Annotated in this window: 12 protein-coding genes and 3 tRNA genes; 5 read left to right on the top strand and 10 right to left on the bottom strand. The window is 57.5% G+C overall.

The annotated features are described in order from the left end of the window. Positions 1–2: 2 nt before the first annotated feature. Both H6B15_RS08280 and H6B15_RS08275 read right to left on the bottom strand, forming a co-directional pair. The gene (locus H6B15_RS08280) at positions 3–1,979 is read right to left on the bottom strand and encodes a DHH family phosphoesterase (RefSeq protein WP_204647527.1); all 1,977 of its coding nucleotides are present in this window, start codon (positions 1,977–1,979) and stop codon (positions 3–5) included. 51 nt (positions 1,980–2,030) lie between these two features. Further along, the gene (locus tag H6B15_RS08275) at positions 2,031–4,007 is read right to left on the bottom strand and encodes an RNase J family beta-CASP ribonuclease (protein ID WP_243424336.1); all 1,977 of its coding nucleotides are present in this window, start codon (positions 4,005–4,007) and stop codon (positions 2,031–2,033) included. Positions 4,008–4,309: 302 nt separating this feature from the next. Between H6B15_RS08275 and rnhA the strand changes: the two genes are divergently transcribed. Both rnhA and mnmA read left to right on the top strand, forming a co-directional pair. Beyond that, positions 4,310–4,774: a ribonuclease HI gene (gene rnhA / locus H6B15_RS08270; protein ID WP_204647526.1), complete on the top strand. Its 465-nt coding sequence runs from the start codon at positions 4,310–4,312 to the stop codon at positions 4,772–4,774. A gap of 21 nt (positions 4,775–4,795) precedes the next feature. Beyond that, positions 4,796–5,860 carry a tRNA 2-thiouridine(34) synthase MnmA gene (mnmA, locus tag H6B15_RS08265; RefSeq protein WP_204647525.1) on the top strand — a complete coding sequence of 355 codons (1,065 nt, stop codon included), beginning with the start codon at positions 4,796–4,798 and terminating at the stop codon, positions 5,858–5,860. Between the two features lie 71 nt (positions 5,861–5,931). Here the strand turns inward: mnmA and H6B15_RS08260 are convergent, their stop codons facing one another. The 7 genes from H6B15_RS08260 to H6B15_RS08230 all read right to left on the bottom strand — a co-directional run bounded on the left by H6B15_RS08260 (position 5,932) and on the right by H6B15_RS08230 (position 10,364). Beyond that, entirely contained in the window at positions 5,932–6,273 is a 342-nt protein-coding gene (locus H6B15_RS08260; RefSeq protein ID WP_204647524.1) for a hypothetical protein, read from the bottom strand. 48 nt (positions 6,274–6,321) lie between these two features. After that, entirely contained in the window at positions 6,322–7,596 is a 1,275-nt protein-coding gene (locus tag H6B15_RS08255) for a diaminopimelate decarboxylase (RefSeq protein WP_204647523.1), read from the bottom strand. 135 nt (positions 7,597–7,731) lie between these two features. Further along, positions 7,732–9,144: an MATE family efflux transporter gene (locus H6B15_RS08250; RefSeq protein ID WP_204647522.1), complete on the bottom strand. Its 1,413-nt coding sequence runs from the start codon at positions 9,142–9,144 to the stop codon at positions 7,732–7,734. A gap of 171 nt (positions 9,145–9,315) precedes the next feature. Continuing rightward, positions 9,316–9,391 (bottom strand) — tRNA-Trp (locus tag H6B15_RS08245). Between the two features lie 40 nt (positions 9,392–9,431). Beyond that, positions 9,432–9,507 (bottom strand) — tRNA-Thr (locus H6B15_RS08240). Between the two features lie 3 nt (positions 9,508–9,510). Next, positions 9,511–9,587 (bottom strand) — tRNA-Asp (locus H6B15_RS08235). A 225-nt stretch (positions 9,588–9,812) separates the two neighbouring features. Then, positions 9,813–10,364, bottom strand: a complete 552-nt coding sequence (locus tag H6B15_RS08230) for a hypothetical protein (RefSeq protein ID WP_204647521.1) — start codon at positions 10,362–10,364, stop codon at positions 9,813–9,815. Positions 10,365–10,465: 101 nt separating this feature from the next. Between H6B15_RS08230 and H6B15_RS08225 the strand changes: the two genes are divergently transcribed. The 3 genes from H6B15_RS08225 (at position 10,466) to H6B15_RS08215 (ending at position 14,698) form a co-directional block, all read left to right on the top strand. Then, positions 10,466–11,032 carry a uracil-DNA glycosylase gene (locus H6B15_RS08225; RefSeq protein ID WP_204647520.1) on the top strand — a complete coding sequence of 189 codons (567 nt, stop codon included), beginning with the start codon at positions 10,466–10,468 and terminating at the stop codon, positions 11,030–11,032. 107 nt (positions 11,033–11,139) lie between these two features. Further along, on the top strand, positions 11,140–12,240 hold the full coding sequence (locus H6B15_RS08220) for a hypothetical protein (RefSeq protein ID WP_204647519.1): 1,101 nt from the start codon (positions 11,140–11,142) through the stop codon (positions 12,238–12,240). Positions 12,241–12,316: 76 nt separating this feature from the next. Beyond that, entirely contained in the window at positions 12,317–14,698 is a 2,382-nt protein-coding gene (locus H6B15_RS08215; protein WP_345941959.1) for an ATP-dependent DNA helicase, read from the top strand. 55 nt (positions 14,699–14,753) lie between these two features. Here H6B15_RS08215 and H6B15_RS08210 read toward each other — a convergent pair whose 3' ends face one another. Beyond that, positions 14,754–15,986, bottom strand: a complete 1,233-nt coding sequence (locus tag H6B15_RS08210) for a peptidase U32 family protein (protein WP_204647517.1) — start codon at positions 15,984–15,986, stop codon at positions 14,754–14,756. Positions 15,987–15,993 lie beyond the last annotated feature (7 nt).

The following is a 15,993-nucleotide window of genomic DNA, read 5'->3' as shown; positions in this document are numbered from 1 at the left end:
AATCACACCCGGGCATCAGCTTTGCTGGCAGCCTGGGCGGCCCGATACCGGTCAATCTGTTCCCGAATGCGGGCTTCCGCCTGGTCCACGGTACAGTTCTTCAGCTGCGCACCTGCCATGGTCAGATGACCGCCGCCGCCCAACGGTTCCAGAATCACCTGGACGTTCAGCGCCCCCATGCTGCGGGCACTGATGTTGACGCCGCCGTTTTTGGCCACCGCCACAAAACTGGCATCCACACCGTTGATGGTCAGCAGATCGTTGGCCGCCATGGGCAGAACCACGCTCATGCCGGGGTCCAGTTCCCCGGACACCGCCACGGCGCAGCCTTTGTAGATATAGGCACTCTCCACAATGGCGGCACGGGCTTCATATTCTTCTTTGGAAACATTGAAGAGCAGCTTTGTCTCGGCGGTTTTGGCACCACGGCTGCGCAGCCAGGCGGCTGCCTCAAACGTACGCACCCCCACGTGCAGGGCAAAACTGCGGGTGTCCAGCATAATACCGGCCAACAGCGCCTGGGCTTCCAGCGGGGTGATATTGCCCTGCGCCGGCATGAATTGCAGCAATTCGCATACCAGTTCACTGGCACTGGAGGCATAGGGTTCATGATACAGCAAAATGGGATTGTCGATATGTCCCACTGCCATGCGGTGATGGTCAATGACCACCACACGCTTGCACTTGGCATAAATTTCCGGGCTTTCCAGAAGATATTTCTGATAGGTATCCACCACAATGAGCAAGGTGTCCGGTGTGATCAGGTCCAGCGTTTCCTTGGGCTCAATAAAATTGTGGTCTTCCCCTGCTTCGTCAAACACATCCAGCAAGGCACCGGCCAGCGTTGCATCTCTATGTATGGCAATCACAGACGGCACTTCGCACATCTTGCACATGCGCAGCACGCCGATGGCAGAACCCACAGCGTCCAGGTCCGTCATGCGATGCCCCATAATGATCACGCTGTCACTTTGGCGGATCTGATCGGCCAGAGCGTTGGCGATGATACGGCTGCGCACATGACTGCGCTTTTCCACACCGTGGGACACACCGCCGTAGAATTCAAACCCGTCCGCGGTTTTTACGGCGGCCTGGTCACCGCCGCGGCCCAGGGCGATATCAATGCTTTCCCGGGCCATCTCCTGGCATTCGAACAAAGTCTTTCCGCCATGGCCCAGGCCGATGGAGATGGTCAGCATCCCACTGGGATTCAGTGCCCGAACTTTGTCCAAAATATCAAACCGCTGTTCGATCATCCGGCGGGCATCCCGCTCTTCCACCACCGCAATGTACCGGTTGTTGGACACCCGGCGCAGGAATCCGGTGGTCTGGGCAAAATACTCTTCCAGCAGGCGGTTGATGGCTTCCAGTTCCCGCGCCTGTTCCGAATCCTTCATATCGGTGAACAGTTCATCGTAACTGTCAATCACGATGTTCAGATAGGCCGGGCGGCTGGCATTGTACTCATCCAACGTGTCCTTGAAGAAGGTATCGTTGATCAGGTACACAAGACTTCCGCCGCCGGACCCGCGCACAGGGCTGGCGTATGCCGTAAAACGGTTGCCGTTTGCCGTCAGATCCTGGCCATGGGCGCGGGCGCACACAGCCAGATCAAATCCCGGCAGGAATCGTTCCACTGCCGGCTGCACGGCGTCCACATCCGATAAAACCTGTTCACGGAACAGATCATTATACCAGACAATGGTTTTGCCATCCAGCAGCATGACCGGCACCGGCAATTCCGCCAGGGAATACTGCAGTTTGCTGTTTTCGAACTGACGGCCGCACAGATTTCTTGCCACAAACCGGCGCAGACGCCGGATGTTGACAAACACAAGGACCGCCACAACCAGTACCGCCACAGCGGGGGCAATCAGACATATCGGATTGAGAACCGCCACCGGCACCGCCAGGGCGAGGCAGGCGGCTGCCAGCAGGATGATCACGGCGATATTATCCGGACTTCTTTTGTGTTTCATGGTATCCTCGGCTGTTGTTGCCTGTGCGGTATGCTCCGCACAAGATCCGCTTTACACTTCCATCAGGATGGGCAAAATCATGGGGCTGCGCTTGGTCCGGCGATAAATATAGCTGGAGAGCGCTTCCCGCACACGTGCCTTCACACTGGCCCAGTCGTGCAGGTTTTCCGCCAGGCTGCGATCCAGCGCCATCTCCACCTGGGTGCGGGCGCCGTCCATCAGCTCTTCGCTTTCACGAACATACACAAAGCCACGGGAAACCAGTTCCGGGCCGGAAACCACCTGGCCCGTGCGGCCGTCCACCGCCACCGTGACGATGATAATGCCGTCCTCGGACAGATGATGACGATCGCGCAGGACCACGTTGCCCACGTCGCCAACGCCGTAGCCGTCCACCATCACGGCACCGGAAGGAACGGTCCCTTCCACAGTCAGACCATCCTGAGAAATGCGGATGTTCTGGCCGTTTTCCGCGATATAGATATTGCCCTTGGGAATATAGCCCAGATGCTCCGCCGTTTCGGCATGGCGCTTCAGCTGTTTGAACTCGCCGTGCACCGGCAGGAAATACTGGGGATGAGCCAGGGTCAGGATCAGTTTCTGTTCCTCCTGGCAGGCGTGGCCGGAAACATGAGTGTCGTACATGTTTTCGTAGATGACTTCCGCGCCCAGAGACAACAGCCCGTTGACCACCTTGGTAACAGTCTTCTCGTTGCCGGGGATGGGCCGGGCAGAAATGATAATGAAGTCACTGGGACCGACCTTCACGGTGCGGTGGCTGGCCTGCGCCATGCGGGACAAAGCAGACAGGGGTTCTCCCTGGCTGCCGGTGGTGATCAGGACCACTTTTTCCGGCGGATACTTGTTGACCTCTTCGATGTCGATCAGCACATTGTCCGGCACGCGGATGTATCCCAGTTCCCGGGCCATTTCGGTGTTGGACACCATGCTGCGGCCGTTGACAGCCACCTTGCGGCCGCTTTCCATGGCCAGCTCGATGATCTGCTGGATACGGTAAATGTTGGAAGCGAAGGTTGCCACAATGATACGTCGGTTGCCGGCCCGCAGGAACAGGCGGCGCACCCCTTCGGCCACCGTCTGTTCGGTGGCGGTAAAGCCGGGTCGCTCGGCATTGGTGGAATCGGCCAGCAGGGCCAACACACCACGGCGTCCGTACTCGGCAATGGTGGACAGATCGGTCACCGCATCGCCGGACAGCGGCGTATAGTCAATCTTGAAGTCGCCGGTGTGCAGCACAATACCGGCGGGACACTCGATGGCGAAGGCCAGAGCATCCGGAATGGAATGGTTCACGTGGATGGGCTCCACCGTAAAGCAGCCCAAACGGATCTTCTGGCGGGGCCGAATCTCATGGAATTCAGCGCTGGAGGCCAGACCATGCTCTTCCAGCTTGTTCTTGATCAGTCCAATGGTCAGTTTGGCTGTATAGATGGGCACATTGAACTTCTTGAGCAGATACGGCAGGCTGCCGATATGGTCCTCATGGCCATGGGTGATGAAAAGGCCCTTGATGCGGTCCTTGTTTTCCAGCACATAGGTGAAATCGGGGATCACCAGGTCCACACCGAACATTTCCTCATCCGGGAAAACCAGGCCGCAGTCCACCAGGATCATATCACCCTGGCACTCATACAGGGTAATATTCTTGCCCACTTCTCCCAGGCCGCCTAGCGGGCAGATGTGCATGGGAATGGCAGGTTCATCATAAATGGGCGCATTCTGGCGGCGGCGCGGCAAGCGGGGCGTCTGGGCAGGCGCCGGCAGACGGGGCTGGCCGTTGTTCTGCCGCGGTGCGCGGCGCTGGCCTTCTGCTTTGCTGCCACGAGGTGCGCGGATGTTCTTGGCAGTTTTGTTCTGTTCCTGACCGGCCGCAGACTTTTTGCTGTTATTGTTGTTGGCAGCCTTCTGGGCCTTACCCTCCCCGCGGGGGCGACGATTCTGACCGTTACCGTTCTGACGGGTGCGCTTTTGCGCCGGACGCTTGGGGTTCTGGTTCATTTCTTCCATTCAAATACCTCCGGAAAATTCCACACCGGCAGGCCTGCGCGCACACGGCCGCCGCCTTGCTGCGGTGGGATCGTTCTTTGCATCGTATGATTTTTGCCTTCAGGCGGTTGGGCGCGAAAAGTCCATCCGACAGGATGCGACCGGGCCCTGCGAAAAACATGACATTGCAATTAGTCTTATTATAATTCCTGTACACAGGCTTGTCAAATACACCTTGTCGACCCGATGGTTGCCACGCAAAGCCAAAACGGGTATAATAGGGGCACAAATCAAGTATGGACCAGGAAAGGCTGCAAAACACAATGAAACAAATCGAAATCTATACGGACGGCGCCTGCAGCGGCAACCCCGGCCCCGGCGGCTGGGGTGCCATACTGCGGTTCCGCACCAGCACCGGCAAGGTCTACGAAAAGGAGATCAGCGGCGGGGAGGCTTCCACCACCAACAACCGCATGGAACTGACCGGCCTGTTGGAAGCTCTTCGTCAGCTCAAGGAGCCCTGCCTCATTGAATTGTACAGCGACAGCCAATATGTGATCAACGGGCTGGAAAAAGGCTGGGCCAAGGGTTGGCGGGCGCGCGGCTGGAAAAAAGCCGACAAATCCCCTGCCCTGAACCCCGATTTATGGGCTCCGCTTCTGGAAGAAAGTGAAAAACACACCATCCACTATCACTGGCTGAAAGGCCACGCCGGGCATCCCGAAAACGAGCGCTGCGACCGCATGGCGGTGGAACAGAGCAAACGTTTTGGCGGACGCCAGGCATAATTCAACGGAGGAAAATGGAATATGGATTCTCTCGGATTCAACACATTTGAAGAACAGGACAAGGTGCTTGTAGGCATGAGCGGCGGCGTGGATTCCAGTGTCACTGTGCGTATCCTGCAGGAGCAGGGATTCGCGGTACAGGGCGCAGTGATCCGCTTTTCGCCGGCTCATGACGGAGCGGTCGAGTCCGCCCGGGAAACCGGTGCCAAGCTGGGTGTTCCGGTGCATGTCATCGATGCCCAGGAGGATTTTGAGCGGGAAGTCATCACACCGTTCTGCGAAAATTACTGCGCGGGCCGCACCCCCAATCCTTGCATCCTCTGCAACCCGGCCGTAAAATTCCGCCTTTTGCTGAAAAAGGCCGACGAACTGGGCTGCAAATTTATTGCTACCGGCCATTATGCCCGGGTGGAACTTTGCGACGACGGCAAGAGCCGTCTGTGCACCGCAGACAGTGTGGCCCGGGACCAGAGCTACATGCTCTATCGTCTGCCCCAGGAAATCCTTTCCCGACTGATTCTGCCTCTGGGCAACTTCGAGAAAGAGGATGTGCGGGAGATTGCCCGAGATATTGAACTTTCCTGTGCCGACACGCCGGATTCCATGGAAATCTGCTTTATTCCCGACGGCGGGTATGCCGATTTCATCCGCGGACGGGGCTTTGTACCCAAGGCCGGCCGCTTCATCGGTCCGGAAGGTGAAGATCTGGGCGAGCACGCCGGGGTGGACCACTACACGGTAGGCCAGCGCAAGGGCCTCGGCATCGCTGCGGGCCGCCCGCTGTTCGTCAAAGAAATTCTGCCCGACGGCAATATTCAGTTGGCCGAAAGCGGCGGCGAATATGCCACCCGCATGGTGGTGAGTAACATCGCCACCCCGGACGGTGAGCCTCTGGCTGAGGGTGACTACCGGGTCAAGGTACGCAGTGCCGCCAAGGCGGTCCCCTGCCAGGTCTCCCATGCACCGGACGGTACCCTGATTGTTGCCTTCCCCGAGCCGGTACGTGCCCCGGCCCCCGGCCAGAGCGCCGTATTCTATCGCGGCGGATTCGTCTTCGGTGGTGGGTTCATCCTTTCCGCCGAATAAGTCGCACAAAGAAAGACCGTCGTTTCCGTGTTTGCGGAAGCGACGGTCTTTTTTATACAATCTTGAAAAACTCAGCGCCGGCTTTTCTTTTTCTTCTTGCGCGGCCAGGGGTTCCAGGTTCCGTGGGTCTTTTTCATCCAATGGGCCAGCGGATACCCCAGCAACGCCAAACCACCCAGCAGAATCACCAGATACAGCCAGCCGGCCAGCGAAACCGCCGCGTCCAGCGCAGCCAATGCCGCCAGCAGGAACCCTGCATACATCACAAAGCGGCCATTACGAAGCACATATTCTTTCCAGTACTCTTCCTTGATGCTGTCCTTGCCCTGGTCTCCCCAGATATGCGGATTTCTGGTCACGGCATAACCGTAGTAGGCCAGCACCAGGCCGATCACCAGAAGAAATTGAAACATGGCAGCGGTCCTCCCTTATAAAAAGCAGCCCGACAGGATGTCCCGGGTTCAGAAGCCCATCTTCTTGTAGAAGGGGCTGAAATCCAACGTAGCAAAATAGTCGGCGGGTGTCTCGGCACGACGGATCAGCTGATGGGTGCCGTCTTCGCACAGCAGCACTTCGGCGCTGCGCAGTTTGCCGTTGTAGTTATACCCCATGGAAAAGCCGTGGGCGCCGGTATCGTGGATGAACAGGACATCCCCGGTGTTGATTTCGGGCAGTTCACGGTCAATGGCAAACTTGTCGTTGTTTTCGCACAGACCGCCCACCACGTCATACACATGGTCGGCCGGGGCCTCTTCCTTGCCCAGCACCGTGATATGATGGTACGCCCCGTACATAGCCGGGCGCATCAGATTGGCTGCACAGGCATCCACACCGATGTACTCTTTGTAGATATGTTTCTGGTGGATGGCCGTGGTGACAAGCCCGCCGTAAGGTCCAAGCATAAAACGGCCCATCTCGGTGTAAATGGCCACATCGCCCATGCAGGCCGGGGTCAGGATGGCTTCATACTGACGGCGCACACCCTCGCCGATGGCCATGATATCATTCTGCCGCTGCCCCGGCTTGTAAGCAATGCCCACACCGCCGGACAGATTGATGAACTTGATCTTGGCGCCGGTGCGCTCCTTCAGCCGGACGGCCAAGCGGAACAGAATTCCGGCCAGTTCCGGGTAGTAATCATCGGTCACGGTGTTGCTGGCCAGGAAGGCATGAATACCGAATTCCTTGGCCCCCAACTGCATCAGACGGGTGTAGGCTTCGGCCATCTGGTCTTCGGTCATTCCGTACTTGGAATCCCCCGGGTTGTCCATGATGCCATTGCCCAGATCAAACACACCACCCGGATTGTAGCGGCAGCAGATCACCGGCGGAATTCCCGCCACGCGGTTCAGGAAATCCACGTGGGTCAGATCATCCAGGTTGATGTTGGCTTGCAGGTCATAGGCTTTCTTCATGTCTTCCGCCGGCGTTTCGTTGGAGGAAAACATGATATCCGACCCGGTAAAACCACAGGCCTCGCTCAGCAGCAGCTCGGTGTAGCTGGAGCAGTCCACGCCACATCCCTCTTCCTGCAGAATTTTGAGCAGATAGGGGTTCGGCGTCGCCTTCACGGCAAAATATTCCTTGAATCCGGGATTCCACGCAAACGCCTTATTGACCAGGCGTGCGTTTTCCCGGATACCTTTCTCGTCATAGATATGGAACGGCGTCGGCACATCCGCAATGATACGCTGTGCCTGTTCCAGATTGATGAACGGCCTCTTGGTATTGGACATGGATGATCTTCCTTTCCTTGTTATCCCTCTGTACTGTCTGACAACTCTAGACATATAGTTGGATTATAATACTTTTTATGACCCAGGGCAAGGGTTTCATCCACATTTTGGTATATTTATGCAGTTTTAGCGTATTCAGTCGGCTTGCTCTTCCGGAAGTTCCTGCCCGGCGCCCATCCCGATGGCATGCAGAGCCGCCAGGCGGCGCGCATGCATCCGGTTCTGCAGCTGCCCCACGGTCCAGCGATAGGCCGGCCACAGGAAAATGCATGCCGCCACCCAGGCAGCCGGGTTGGACAGTTCCGCCCCGAAATACCCCAGACGAGGTACCAGCGTAATGGCAACCGCCGTGCGGGCTACCATTTCGGCCACACCGGCCATCATCGCCAGGGTGGAATAGCCCAGGCCCTGAATCACATACCGCCAGACAATCAGGGCGCCCAACGGAATAAAGAACAGGCTGTTCCAGAACATATATTCCCGGGCCATGCTCACGATGGTGGTTTCGGTAGCCGTGTCAATAAACAGACCGACAATGACCACATCGAAGAAATGCAGGAACAAGGCTGACGCCACCGAATAGATGGTGATGAGCAGCATGGCGCTGTGGGTGCCGCGGCGAATACGTCCCAGCTTGGCGGCGCCCAGGTTTTGCCCTGCGTAAGTTGCCATGGCAGTGCCGACACTTTCCAGGGGCACCGTCAGCAGATTCTGGGTCTTGCCGGCTGCCGTGACGGCAGCCACCGCCGTGGAACCCAACACATTCACCGCGCTCTGCATGATCACCGAGCCGATGGCCGTAATACTGCACTGCAGCCCCATGGGCACGCCCATTCCGCACAGGCGGGCACACGCAGCGGAATCATACCGCCGCTCGTCCCCTTCCATCTTGAGCACGGAAAAGCGGCGCAGCATATACACAAAGCTTCCAACACCGGAAATAGCCTGGGAAAGATCCGTGGCCACGGCCGCCCCCAGAACCCCCATATCGTAGACAATAATGAGATACAGATCCAATCCGATATTCAGGGCACTGGTCAGGATCAGGAAGTACAACGGCGTCTTGCTGTCGCCCAGAGCCCGCATAATGGCCGAAACCATATTATAAAGAAATACAAAAGGAATACCCGCAAAAATCCAGCCGATATAGGTGGATGCCTGGTCAATGATGTCTGCCGGTGTCTGCATCAGCTGCATGATCGGCCGGGTCAGAAGGACGGTGGCGATGGTCAGCACCACACTGAGAGCCACACACAGCCAGCCCGCGTTGGCCACATACCGGCGCATCTGAGAGAAATCCCTGGCCCCGAAATACTGGGCAATGGGAATGGCAAAGCCGTTGCAGATGCCAATCACGAATCCCAGAATCAGATAGTTTACCGATCCGGTTGCGCCGACGGCCGCTAAAGCATCCACACCTACAAAGCGACCAACAATAATGGTATCTGCCAACGAGTAGAACTGCTGGAACAGATTGCCCAGCACCAGCGGCAGCGTGAACATGGTGATGACCTTCAAGGGCATCCCGCTTGTAAGATCCTTTGTCATTTTGTTTTCCCCTATCCCCAAAAATACAACGGCGCGGCCACAGCCGCGCATCAATGCGGTGATAATTATACTATATCGGAACGGAAAATCAAGCGGTCTGCAGAAAAATAGTGCAAATAGCTTTTCCGCCGCAAAACAAACAAAAAAGCCTGACCTATCGGTCAGGCTTTTTGGCAGGGGTAGAAGGATTCGAACCCTCGGCACGCGGTTTTGGAGACCGCTGCTCTACCAACTGAGCTATGCCCCTACATAAAAGACCCACAGTTTAACAGCTGTGGGTCTTGCGCTGGAGCTGATATCCAGATTCGAACTGGAGACCTCATCCTTACCAAGGATGCGCTCTACCGACTGAGCTATATCAGCAGATGGCGACCCGAATCAGGCTCGAACTGACGACCTCTAGCGTGACAGGCTAGCGTTCTAACCAACTGAACTACCGGGCCATAACCAGCGGTTGCTTTCGTCTTTGGCGCTTGGCCTTGGCGGCTGCAACGTTAATAATTATAGCGGACGAATCCCGAAATGTCAACAGGTTTTTTTCATTTTTTTTGAAAAATATGAAAGTTTTTCATTTTTCATCTTTGTAACGTCGTTTTATTTTTAAAAAATCTGCGCAAAAAGCCGTTTTGCATTTCTCTTTCCCCCATGGTATGATGATATCATACGGTTTACCCCGGAAACAACCCCGTATTTTTTCGGTGCAGGCGGTGATATCCGGCCTGCCAGATGCACCACATGGCGGCAGTCGCCAGCAAAACCAGTCCCCCTTCCGGGCCGAACTGCAGCAACGCCATAGGCGCGGCAAACACCAGCACGGCCAGGACGGACACGCCCGGCACCTCGGCGGCAAGAACCAGCAGGACGCCCCCCAAGCATGCCAGCACACCGGTAAACGGCAGATACAAGATCATCCAGGCGCACACAACCGGCAGATGATGCTGCCATTGATCCGGTTCGGCGCCAACTGCAGCCGCCAGGATACCGGTTCCCGTATATAGGAATGTGACGGAAACTGACAGCGGTACCACCAGCAAGGCGACAGCACAGGATACCACCACCTTGCAGATACCCAGCAAAATATCCAGCCATACCCACGCGGAGGAACGCGCCGAAGTCCGGCTGGCCGACAGCAGCAGATGTTTTGGGAAAAGAACCCCCGCCACCGTGCCGAAGGCCAGACACCCGAGCCGCAGTAAAACGGTCGCCGAATTCACAGGCATTACCTCATTCCTCCTTAATATAAGAACAGTATGCCCCATCGACGGGCTGAAATGCTTACATTCCTGATTGAGGACACACAATTTTATCCGAGGTGTTTTTTATGGATTTTGAAACATTGAAAGCCGAGTGCCTTTCCTGCCGCCGCTGCGGCCTGTGCGAAACACGCAAAAACGTGGTGTTCGGCCAAGGCGTTCCCAACGCCGAAGTGCTGTTTGTGGGAGAAGGTCCCGGTGCCAACGAGGACGAACAGGGCCTGCCTTTTGTGGGGCGCAGCGGGAAACTGCTGGACAGCTACCTGGAAGCCGTTGATCTGGACCGGAACCGCAATATTTTTATTGCCAACATCGTGAAATGCCGCCCACCGGAAAACCGTGACCCGCTGCCGGAGGAATCTGCCGCCTGCATGCCCTGGCTGCGCCAGCAGTTCCAGCTGCTTCGTCCCAAAATCGTCGTCTGTCTGGGCCGCATTGCCGCCCAACAGATGATTGACAAATCCTTTTCCGTCACAAAGGACCACGGCAAGTTCTTCGACAAACAGGGTACACTCTTTATGGCGACCCTGCACCCGGCCGCTCTGCTGCGCAATCCGGGCAACAAGCCCCTTGCCTTTGAAGATTTTGCCGCCCTGCGGGACAAAATCCACGAAGTGTGTGATCACACATACTGATCCATCCCACGCATTTTCCATTTCCGTAAAGAACGGTTTTATACACAAACCCTGTTTTTACCGCATAGCATGGCTCAGAATCTTGCCAATAAGGGAGGTTTTGAACCATGCAATGCAAGCCGGTTTTGGATTTCTTTTTGGGGGCTTTATCCCCCTGCGGCTTTTCCGGATGGTTTGCCGAAGCCGCTGCCGATGATCAAATCACCCCCTGGCTGATCAAAGCCGGTCCCGGTTGCGGAAAGTCCACGCTGATGCGGCTTCTGCTGGAGCGGGATGCCGCCGTTTGTCGGCGTGACGGAAGCTGGATGGAACGGATTCACTGTTCCAGCGACCCAGACAGTCTGGACGGCGTTCGGATGAGCGACGTGGGCGTTTTGGTACTGGATGCCACCGCCCCCCACACGCTGGACTGCAAATTTCCGGATGCAGCCGAACGGCTGATTCCACTGTACGATGCCCTGGACCACCGTGATCTGGTCCGCAACCGAAAAGAAATTCTGCAGATCGGCCACGACCACGCCCAGCTGATGCAGCAGGCTTCCGCCCATTGGGCGCTGGCCTCCGCCGTGCTCATCCGTCGCCGCAGCCTGGCAGCTTCCCTGTTGGATCAAAAGAAGCTCCGGCAGTTCACGGCGCGTCTGGCCGCCCGCACCATGCCTGCCCGGCGCGGTGCAGCCCCCGGCAAACAGTACCATCGCCTTTTGTCCGCCCCAACGCCCAAAGGGTTGCTGGTCTTCAGCCAAACCGTCCTGCAACTGGCGCACACTACCCTGTATGCCGTGCATGATCCCTACGGAGCCGCCTCTTCCCTGATGATGGCGCAGCTGGCCGACCACGCCCGGAAAAACGGATACGACGCGTACCTTTGTCATTGCGCCAGCGACCAGCGCAACAAGCTGGACCACCTCTTCATTCCTTCCCTGGGCCTGGGATTTGTCACCAACAACCCCTGGCATCCCATGAATTTTGAAGGTCAAAAGAACATCCATGCAGCCCGCTTTGCCGCGGAACAGCCCGTCCCCCGCATCAAGCGTCTGATGCTGTATCAAAAGAAACTGGTATTCAGTCTTTTGGAAAAGACATGTGAAAGTCAGGCCGCAGCCAAAACTCTGCACGATGCACTGGAACAGTATTATGTGCGTGCGTCCGACTTTACGGTGGTCGACCGTATCCGCAAGGATGTGGAACGGGAAATTTTTGAGTTGTAAGTATCAAAGGATTTGTGATTGTTTCATGTCTGCCACGCTTTCTGAAAACAAGGCCCCTCTGGCCGTCGCACTTTCCGTGCGGCGGCTTGTTGAGTTTCTGCTGCGAACCGGAAGCATCGACAGCCGTTTTTCCGGCTTTGATCGGGCCAACGAGGGCGCCCGTATCCATCGCCGGCTGCAGCGTGCCGCCGCCAAGGTACACGAAGACTACAAGGCCGAGGTTGCCCTGCGTCAGGAGTATACATGCGATGGCATCACCTACACCCTGGAAGGCCGCGCCGACGGTATTTTTACGCGGGATGGGGTTCCCGTTGTGGAGGAAATCAAATCCACCACCTTGCCCCTGGAAGAGATCACCGAAAATCACGCCCCGGAGCACTGGGCACAGGGCCAGGTGTATGCCGCTATCTATGCCCTGCAGAACGATCTGCCCCGGATCACGGTACTGCTCACCTATTTTCAGGTGGACGAGGAGCTGACCGTACCGTATGAGCACACCTACACCGCCGAAGAACTGGACCAGATTGTGCAGAATCTTTTGCACCGGTATGCGCCCTGGGCACGGCTGGCAGCGGACTGGCAGGAGAAGAGCCGGGAAGGCATGCGGCAGCTTGCTTTTCCTTTTCCCACCTATCGTCCCGGGCAGCGCGCCATGATCAGCGAGGTCTATACGACCTGCCGGGATGGCGGGCAGCTGCTCTGTCAGGCGCCCACTGGCATCGGCAAAACCATGAGCGTGCTTTTTCCCGCACTCAAAGCTCTGGGAAACGGGGTGAAGGGGCCCGTCTTTTATCTGACGGCTCGCGGCACCACCCGCGCGGCGGCCGAAGATGCACTGAACCGTTTCCGTACGCAGGATTCTTCCCTGCCGCTGCGCAGCGTGACGCTGACAGCCAAAGACAAAATCTGCCTGTGCGAAACCCGGGAGTGTACCCCGGAGGCCTGCCCCTATGCCAACGGCTACTACGACCGCATTAAAGACGCCCTATGGGATGCCCTGGATGACACCACCGGCGCCCTGAATGCCGCCGTACTGCAGGAATACGCCCGCAAGCACCGCGTCTGCCCTTTTGAGATGGGGTTGGACTTATCCCTCTGGAGTGACGTGATCATCGGCGACTACAATTATCTCTTTGACCCCGTGGTTCGGCTGCAACGCTTCTTCGAGTCCAAGGGCGACTATCTCTTTCTGGTCGACGAAGCCCACAACCTGCCGGATCGTGCCCGGGAGATGCACAGTGCCAGTCTGGAGAAGGCTTCTTTCTACCAGGCAAAGAAGAACTTGGGGAAAGGCAAAAGCTCGCTGAAAACGGCTCTGAGCCGGGTAAACGACCATTTTATAGAGTGGCGTCATCGCTGCGAGGAAGCCGCCGCCCGTGAGGACGCAAGATTCGGCCAGACCCTGTTTATGCCGGATCTTGACGAATCCTTTGACCGCCTGCTGACACGGCTGTGCGAGCAGCTGGAAATCTGGCTGGATGAGCACCGCGACCCCAGTGAACAGCACAGCGAGCTGTTGCAGCTGTATTTTGATGCCCGTGCCTGGCTGCGGGTGGCGGAAACCTTCGACGACCATTTTGTTTTGCAGATCAGTGCATACGGGTCCCAGGTACGTGCTTCCCTGCTCTGCCTGGATCCCAGCAACTTTTTGGCGTCCGATTTTTCGCTGGGGCGCGCCGCAGTTCTGTTCAGCGCCACCCTGGCACCTGCTGCCTACTACAAGGATTTATGCGGCCTGGAAAACGCCCGAGCTGTGGCGCTGCGCAGTCCCTTCCCCCAACAGAACATGGCTCTGTTGTGTGCCCAAAGTGTCAGCACGCGGTACCGCGACCGAGAGAAAAGCATTCCCGCCATCGCGGATTATCTGGCCACCATGGTGCGGGCGCAGACCGGCAATTATCTAGCCTTTTTCCCCAGCTATGCCTATCTGGACAAGGTGTATGACAACTTTTGCGAGAGATACCCGGACCTGGCCGTATGCCGGCAGGAAAGCGCCATGGAAGAAGACCAACGAGCCGCTTTTCTGGAACGGTTTGCTCCGTCGCCCTCCCGAAGTCTGCTTGGATTTGCCGTTCTGGGGGGCGTGTTCGGCGAAGGAGTGGACCTGGCCGGGGACCGGCTCATCGGCGTGGCGGTGATAGGCCCCGGACTGCCCCAGGTCGGAGCCCGGCAGGAACAGCTGCGGGACCATTTTGAGCAGACCCGCGGCTGCGGGTTTGATTATGCCTATCGCTACCCCGGCATGAACAAGGTCCTGCAGGCGGCGGGGCGTTTGATCCGCACCCCCACCGACCGCGGGGTTGTGCTTTTGTTTGACGACCGTTTTGTTGCGTCGGAGTATCTGCGCTTAATGCCGCCCCACTGGTCCCACCTGCGCACTGTATACAACGAGCAAGCCCTGCAGGCCACGCTGGAGGCATTCTGGCAGATGCCGGCAACGGAATCCTCCGAATTGTAAAAGAAGCCGCACAGGTCCGTTTTCGGGTGCCTGCGCGGCTTCTTTTCATTACATTTTACTGGTCTTCCGCTTTCTGCATGCGCAGCAAGCTGTAGGGCATGAGGGGTGTTTCGCAGGGGATGGTATAATGCATCAGCGGATGAGGCGTGGCATCCACGCTTTCCCCTTCCTCGTTCTTGATCCAGTCCGGAGTCAGGCGGATCACCGACCCGTCCGGCTGCAGCACTTCCAGGGTATCCCCCAGGCAGAATTTGCTACGCTGGGTGCAGGAGGCCACCCCGTTTTCCCAGTTGTCCACCGTGCCGATGAAGTCCCAGTCCCGCACATAGCTGTGGCTGGGCGTCTGCAAGGCTTTTTCCTTGCCGAAGTAGAACCCCGGCGAGTAATGGCGGTGGCTGGTGCGGTTCAGTTCATCAATGACCGCATCCGGCAATTCGAACTCTTCTCTGTCCGGATTGGCCAGATACGTATCCAGCGCGCGCCGGTACGCACTGGTAACGGAGGCCACATAGTAGAAGGTTTTTGCCCGGCCTTCGATCTTCAGGCTGTCCACGCCGGCCTTGCACAGCAGGTCGATAAACGGCGCGGTGCACAGGTCGTTGGCATTGAGGATATAGCTTCCGTCTTCATTTTCCCCGATTTCCATGTACTGCCCGGGGCGGCGTTCTTCCACCAGATAGTACTTCCATCGGCAGGGCTGGGCACACTCGCCCCGGTTGCCGCTGCGCCCCGTCATATAGCTGGACAGAAGGCAACGGCCGGAGACGCTCATGCACATGGCGCCGTGCACAAAGGCTTCCAGCTCCAGCTCTGGCGGTGTATGGTCCCGGATATAGGCAATATCGGTCAGGCTCAGTTCCCGCGCAAGAACCACCCGTTTGGCCCCCATCTGGTAGGCCTGGGTGGCGGCGGCATAGTTGGCAATGCCGGCCTGGGTGGAAAAATGTACCTCCACCCCGGGGGCATACTTCTGGGCCAGGGCCAAGACCCCCAGATCGGCGATGATAAAGGCATCCACGCCCGCCTCTGCCGCATCCTTCATGGCCTGGGGCAGGCGCTCCAGCTCTTCGTTGGTGGGCAGGGTGTTCAGGGTCAGGTACACCCGACGGCCGCGGGCATGGGCAAAGATACACCCTTCCCGCAGTTCATCATTGGTCAGGTTCGGCGGTGCCGCCCGCATGCCGAACTGCGGCAGTGCACAGTACACGGCATCTGCTCCATACAGCACCGCATATTTCAGGGTTTCCAGGCTGCCCGCCGGGGACAGCAGTTCAGGCTGTGAAAGCATACGATCT

The sequence above is a fragment of the Gemmiger formicilis genome (assembly GCF_016900095.1).
GTDB lineage: Bacteria > Bacillota > Clostridia > Oscillospirales > Ruminococcaceae > Gemmiger > Gemmiger formicilis_A.
The sequence above is the reverse complement of the archived record's forward strand: the minus strand, read 5'-3'. Positions and strand labels throughout refer to the sequence as shown.

Coding starts and splice junctions, on each gene's coding strand:
- H6B15_RS08280 (WP_204647527.1), bottom strand. CDS start 1,979: ATGAAACACAAAAGAAGTCCGGATAATATCGCCGTGATCATCCTGCTG.
- H6B15_RS08275 (WP_243424336.1), bottom strand. CDS start 4,007: ATGGAAGAAATGAACCAGAACCCCAAGCGTCCGGCGCAAAAGCGCACC.
- rnhA (WP_204647526.1), top strand. CDS start 4,310: ATGAAACAAATCGAAATCTATACGGACGGCGCCTGCAGCGGCAACCCC.
- mnmA (WP_204647525.1), top strand. CDS start 4,796: ATGGATTCTCTCGGATTCAACACATTTGAAGAACAGGACAAGGTGCTT.
- H6B15_RS08260 (WP_204647524.1), bottom strand. CDS start 6,273: ATGTTTCAATTTCTTCTGGTGATCGGCCTGGTGCTGGCCTACTACGGT.
- H6B15_RS08255 (WP_204647523.1), bottom strand. CDS start 7,596: ATGTCCAATACCAAGAGGCCGTTCATCAATCTGGAACAGGCACAGCGT.
- H6B15_RS08250 (WP_204647522.1), bottom strand. CDS start 9,144: ATGACAAAGGATCTTACAAGCGGGATGCCCTTGAAGGTCATCACCATG.
- H6B15_RS08230 (WP_204647521.1), bottom strand. CDS start 10,364: ATGCCTGTGAATTCGGCGACCGTTTTACTGCGGCTCGGGTGTCTGGCC.
- H6B15_RS08225 (WP_204647520.1), top strand. CDS start 10,466: ATGGATTTTGAAACATTGAAAGCCGAGTGCCTTTCCTGCCGCCGCTGC.
- H6B15_RS08220 (WP_204647519.1), top strand. CDS start 11,140: ATGCAATGCAAGCCGGTTTTGGATTTCTTTTTGGGGGCTTTATCCCCC.
- H6B15_RS08210 (WP_204647517.1), bottom strand. CDS start 15,986: ATGCTTTCACAGCCTGAACTGCTGTCCCCGGCGGGCAGCCTGGAAACC.